Origin of the sequence: Micromonospora foliorum (assembly GCF_022229015.1) — a bacterium.
Taxonomy (GTDB): Bacteria; Actinomycetota; Actinomycetes; order Mycobacteriales; family Micromonosporaceae; genus Micromonospora; species Micromonospora foliorum.
The window spans coordinates 1-5450 of sequence record NZ_JAKKFF010000494.1 but is presented as its reverse complement, the minus strand read 5'-3'; the positions used below and the strand labels follow the sequence as shown (position 1 = coordinate 5450).

Here is a 5450-nt window from a genome sequence, read left to right as displayed (position 1 = left end):
GTGGACCGGGCCGCCGCGCTGCTCACGGCGGCCGGCCACGAGGTGGTCGAGGTGCCGCCGCCGCTCGGGCCGGCGGCGTGGCCGCTGTTCGAGATCATCTGGTACGTGTTGGCGCTCGCTCCGGTGCCACCGCAGCGGGAGGTGGAGCTGCTGCCGTTGACCCGGCTGCTCCGGGCCCGGGGCGCCGAACTCTCCGCCGGCACCCTGGCCGCCACCCTCGGTGAGTTGCAGGCACAGGTGCGCCTCGGTGCCCGTCGCACCGCCGGCTGCGACCTGCTCCTCTGTCCCACCCTGGCCGCCCCGCAGGCACCGGTCGGCTGGTTCACCGCCGACGCGGACCCGGCCGCCGACTTCGACCGGCAACGCCGGTTCTCGCCCTACTGCGCCATCTTCAACGTCACCGGTGATCCCTCCGTCTCGCTGCCGCTGGGCACCACGACCGACGGCCTGCCCGTCGGGGTGCTGCTCACCGGCCGGTACGGCGACGACGCGCGGCTTATCGCTACCGCTGCGCAACTGGAGAACTCCAGTGACGGATGGGATCGGCACCCCGCAATCTGGCGAGCCGTCGACTCCGCTAACGTGAATGGCGACGGAGTCGGGCGGTCGGCAGCGTGAGCGTCCATCCGACCCGGTTGTTCGAGGTCGTCCTTCTTCCGCCTGGGGGCGTTGGGTTGTCTGTTACCGAGACGTTGCTGGTCTTCGTCGGCATCCCGTTGGCCGCGGTGCTGGTCATCGCCGGCCTGTCGTACGCCGGTAGCCACGGGGGTGCCACCGGCGGTGGCGGTGGCGCCAAGCGCTACCGTCCGGGCCGGCCCTTCGACTTCACTCCGGTCTGGTTCCTGGGCCGCCCGGAGCAGCTGGCCGACTCGGCCGGCACCGCGCTGACGGCGGGGGCGCAGGCGCCCGCGCTGACCAGCCACAAGCTTGAGCAGGCCAGCGTCGAGGCGCCGGCCGGTGGAACCGGAGGCGCAAGTGACCGTTGGTGAGAAGCAGGCCGGGTCGGAAAATCCGCCCGAGGTGCTCGACGGGCCGTTCTCGACCCGCCAGCTGCTGCGCATCGACGAGGCGTTGCGCCTGGCCGACAAGGGCACCGGCCTGGTCTTCTCGGTCTTCGTCGGCGGTCTCGACGAGCCGATCCGCGAGCACGCCCAGCGGCTGCACCGTCAGCTCGCCGAGCCCGACAAGTCGGTGCTGATCGCCGTGTCGCCCAACCAGCGTCAGCTGGAGATCATCACCGGCCGGTACGCCCGCAAGCGCATCCCCGACACGTACGCCAAGCTGGCCGCGCTCTCCATGGTCGGCGCGTTCAGTGGCGGTGACCTGGCCGGCGGCATCATCAACGGCCTCGACCAGCTCGCCAGCCACGCCGGCAAGGGCTGACTCTCAAACGACGCGCGGGCATGCAAGATCATGCTCAATCCAGGAAATAGGGGCCTCGGCTGCGGCTGAGGCCCCTATTTCCCTGTTCGAGCACGATCTTGTCGCCTGACGGCCCGGGGCCGGCGCGGGCTCACACCCACGCCGGCCCCGGGCCGGACAACGCCGTTCAGGCGCTCTGGGCGTCCTTCGCGCGGGCCTTCAGCGCCCGCACCACGCCGTCGCGGCCCTCGGCCACCAGCCGACGCAGCGGGGCGGGGTGCCCGTCACCGGTCAGCCACGCGTCGGTGGCCGTCACCGTGTCGTCCTCCACCAGGTAGGTCGGGTACGCCAGCTGGGCGAACTCCTGGGCCGGCTCGCTGTCCCGGGTGGCCCACACCTGCCCGACCGCCGCGAAGTAGCGCTCCCGGTACGGGGCGACCAGCTCCACCTGCGTCGGGTGGGCGAAGCCCTGCAACAGTGCCCGGTGCCGCCAGTTGGGCAGGGCGTCCGGGCCAGTGAGCAGGGCCCACACGGCGGCCTTGTTCTCGGCCGTCGGCATCAACGCGTGCGCGTACGCGGCCTCCCGCTCGCCGCTGGCCGTGCGGTCACCGCTCAGCTCCGCCTCGATCTCGGCGGCGCCAGCGGCACCGTTGGCCACCAGCGCGGCGAGGACCGACCAGCGCAGCTCGGTGTCCACGGTCAGCCCGGCCGGCACGCCGGCGCCGTCCAGCCAACCGCGCAGCGTCGCCAGGTCTTCCTCGGAGCGGACCGCCGAGGTGAACGCACGGGCCCAGGCCAACTGGAAGCCGCTGCCGGGCTCCGCGGCGGCGAGTGCGTCGCGGGCGGTACGGGCCAGGTCGGCCCAGCCGGTCGGCGCCCAGGCCGGGTCGGCGTACAGGGTGAGCGCGGTGGTCGCCTGCCGCAGGGTGGCGGTGACCAGGTTGATGTCGGTCTCCGCGGGCAGCCCGCTCAGCGTCAGCGCCACGTAGTCGCGGGCGGACAACTCGGCGTCGCGGATCATGTCCCACGCGGCGGTCCAGCAGAGCGCGCGGGCCAGCGACGAGTCGAAGCCACCGATGTGCTGCACCACGGTCGCCATCGAGCGCTCGTCGAGGCGCAGCTTGGTGTAGCTGAGGTCGTCGTCGTTGAGCAGCAACACGTCGGCCGCCCGGACGCCACGCAGCGGGGCGAGATCGGTGTGCTCGCCGGTCACGTCGACCTCGTACCGCTCCCGACGGACCAGCCGCCCGTCGGTCAGGTCGTACAGGCCCACGCCGATCCGGTGCGTCCGCAGCGTCGGGTACGCCGCCGGCGCCTCCTGCCGCACCAGCACCTGCTCGTACGTGCCGTCCGCGCCGATCGTCACCTCCGGTCGCAGCGTGTTGACCTGTGCGGTCTCCAACCACTGCGCGGCGAACTTGCGCAGCTCCCGCCCGGATGCGGCCTCCAACTCGGTGAGCAGGTCGTCGAAGGTGGCGTTGCCCCAGGCGTGCTTGCCGAAGTAGGCCCGCAGCCCGGCCACGAACGGCTCCTCACCCACGTACGCGACGAGCTGCTTGAGCACGCTCGCGCCCTTGGCGTAGGTGATGCCGTCGAAGTTGACCTCCACGGCCTCCATGTCCGGCATCTCGGTGTAGACCGGGTGGGTGGAGGAGAGCTGGTCCTGCCGGTAGCCCCAGTTCTTCCGGATGGACAGGAAGGTCGTCCACGCCTCGGTGAACCGGGTCGCGTTGGTGTTGCACCAGTGGCTGGCCCACTCGGCGAACGACTCGTTCAGCCAGAGGTCGTTCCACCAGCGCATGGTGACCAGGTCACCGAACCACATGTGGGCCAGCTCGTGCAGGATCGTGTTGGCCCGCTGCTCGTACTCGAAGTCGGTGACCTGCGAACGGAACAGGTAGTGCGACTCGGCGTGCGTCACGCAGCCGAAGTTCTCCATCGCGCCGGCGTTGAAGTCGGGCACCCAGAGCTGGTCGTACTTGGGCAGCGGGTAGCGCACGCCGAACTTCTCGTGGAAGAAGTCGAAGCCCTGCTTGGTGATCAGGAACAGGTCGTCGGAGTCCAGGTATTGTGCCATCGACGCCCGGCAGAACACCCCCAGGTCGATGCCGTCGTGAGCGTCGCGCACCTCGTGGTACGGCCCGGCGCACATCGCCGTGATGTAGGTGCTCATTCGGGGCGACTCGGTGAAGTGCAGCGTCTTGAGCGCCTCACCCGCCGGCTCCTCGCGCTGCACCGGCATGTTGGACACCGCCCGCCAGTGCGCCGGCACGGTGACGTGCCAGGTGTAGACGCTCTTCAGGTCGGGCTGGTCGAAGCAGGCGAACACCCGCTGCGCGTCGGCCGTCTCGAACTGGCTGTAGAGGTACGTCTCGCCGTCCACCGGGTCGACCGTCCGGTGCAGACCCTGACCGCTGTTGGAGTAACCGAAGTCGGCGTCGACCACCAGGACGTTGTCGCTGTCCAGCCCGGACAGGGTCAAGCCCTTCTCGGCGGACCAGTCGGAGAGGTCGACGGGCGTGCCGTTCAGCGTCGCGGACCGCACCGACTCGGCGGCCAACTCGATGAACGTGCTCGCGCCCGGTTCGGAGCAGCGGAACCGAACCTCGGTCGTCGACCTGAACGTGCGGCCGTCGGCCGCCAGCACGGCGGTGGACAGGTCCAGACTGATGTCATACCCCGTCACGTTGAGCAGGCGTGCCCGCTCGGTCGCCTCGACCTGCGTCAGGTTGCGCACTCCCGGCACTGTTCGTCTCCATCCCACATGTCGCCGTACGCCCGGCGGCGCCCGTTCGCCTACCGCTCGTGACGGCCGGCCCGATTCGAGTCTTCCATGTACGGGCAGCCCGCGGTGGCCGAGGTCACGCTCTCATTCGGGTGCCGGTGGATGCGCTGCGGGGTGAAGATTTCCTTGAGACGCCGACCGTCGCCGGCGCCACCCGTCGCGAAGGGATCTCACCGTGACCGAACGTGTCACCGCCGACATGTGGTTCGACCCGGCCTGCCCGTGGGCCTGGATCACCTCCCGTTGGCTGCTCGAGGTTGAGCAGGTCCGAGACGTGGACATCCGCTTCCACGTGATGAGCCTGGCCGTGCTCAACGACGGCCGGGACGAGCTGTCCGACGACTACAAGGAGTTCCTGAAGACCGCCTGGGGCCCGGTGCGGATCTGCATCGCGGCCGAGCAACTGCACGGCAACGACGTGCTGCGCCCGCTCTACACCGCGCTCGGCACCCGGATCCACCTGCAGAAGCAGGAGCGGGGTCCGGAGCTGTACGTCGCCGCGCTCACCGAGGTCGGCCTCGACCCGGGCCTGGCCGCGGCCGCCGACAGCACCGACTACGACGAGGCGCTGCGGGCCAGCCACGAGGCGGGCATGCGCCCGGTCGGGCAGGACGTGGGCACTCCGGTCGTGCACGCGCCCGGCCCGGACGGCGCCCCGGTCGCGTTCTTCGGCCCGGTGATCACTCCGGCTCCGAAGGGGGAGGCCGCCGGCCGACTCTGGGACGGCGTGCTGCTGGTCGCCGGCACCCCGGGCTTCTACGAGCTCAAGCGCACCCGCGAGCAGGACCCGATCTTCGACTGAACGACGACCACCACGCCCCCGCCCGTGCTTCGTCAGCTGCGCGGACGGGGGCGTTTCGGGTCGGGCGCCGAGGTCGGCGGACGGGTGTGGCGTCACCGGGAGGCAGGCGGCGTCGTTTCCCTCGGTGTCCGCCGCAGCGGCCCCAGGGCCGCACGCCGCAGTTCGTGGAGGCAAATCCCGATGGCCAAGCACCGTGCGTCCGGTGACGATCAGTTGACCCGGCAGGGGGTGATCGAGACTCCCGGCGCGGACTACTGGTCCGTTGACGACTCCCGCTGGCCGACGGTCCGCCCGGACCTACCCGCCCACCTGGTGGATCTGCTCGCGGCACCCATCGTGGTGGGCGTGGCGAGGGTCCCGGTGACCTCCCGGCTCACCCCGCCCGCGTCGGTCGACCCGCTGCCGTCGCAGGTCGACGCCGTGCCGACCGATGCGCCGGCCCTGGTGCCGGCGGGGGCGGCACCCGCCGAACCGGCACCCCCGCCGCTGGTGCCGCCGGGG

Annotated in this window: 6 protein-coding genes; 5 read left to right on the top strand and 1 reads right to left on the bottom strand. The window is 71.2% G+C overall.

Annotated elements, in window-relative coordinates; translation table 11 throughout:
• The 3 genes from PSH25_RS28805 to PSH25_RS28795 form a co-directional block, all read left to right on the top strand.
• Positions 1 to 618 (top strand): amidase family protein (locus tag PSH25_RS28805; protein WP_274528100.1); only part of this gene is annotated, 618 nt, incomplete at its 5' end.
• A 56-nt stretch (positions 619 to 674) separates the two neighbouring features.
• Positions 675 to 989, top strand: a complete 315-nt coding sequence (gene ctaJ / locus PSH25_RS28800; protein WP_441005359.1) for an aa3-type cytochrome oxidase subunit CtaJ — start codon at positions 675 to 677, stop codon at positions 987 to 989.
• Positions 976 to 1383: a DUF5130 family protein gene (locus PSH25_RS28795; RefSeq protein ID WP_124856680.1), complete on the top strand. Its 408-nt coding sequence runs from the start codon at positions 976 to 978 to the stop codon at positions 1381 to 1383. The genes ctaJ and PSH25_RS28795 overlap by 14 nt, the downstream gene beginning before the upstream one ends.
• Before the next feature lie 166 nt (positions 1384 to 1549).
• Here PSH25_RS28795 and pepN read toward each other — a convergent pair whose 3' ends face one another.
• Positions 1550 to 4099 (bottom strand): aminopeptidase N, encoded by a 2550-nt coding sequence (gene pepN, locus PSH25_RS28790; RefSeq protein WP_238662024.1) that lies wholly within the window; start codon positions 4097 to 4099, stop codon positions 1550 to 1552.
• A gap of 223 nt (positions 4100 to 4322) precedes the next feature.
• Between pepN and PSH25_RS28785 the strand changes: the two genes are divergently transcribed.
• A complete protein-coding gene (locus PSH25_RS28785; protein WP_238662023.1) occupies positions 4323 to 4949 on the top strand; it encodes a mycothiol-dependent nitroreductase Rv2466c family protein in 627 nt (208 codons plus the stop codon).
• Positions 4950 to 5129: 180 nt separating this feature from the next.
• The coding region (locus PSH25_RS28780; protein WP_238662022.1) for a hypothetical protein at positions 5130 to 5450 on the top strand (321 nt) is incomplete at its 3' end.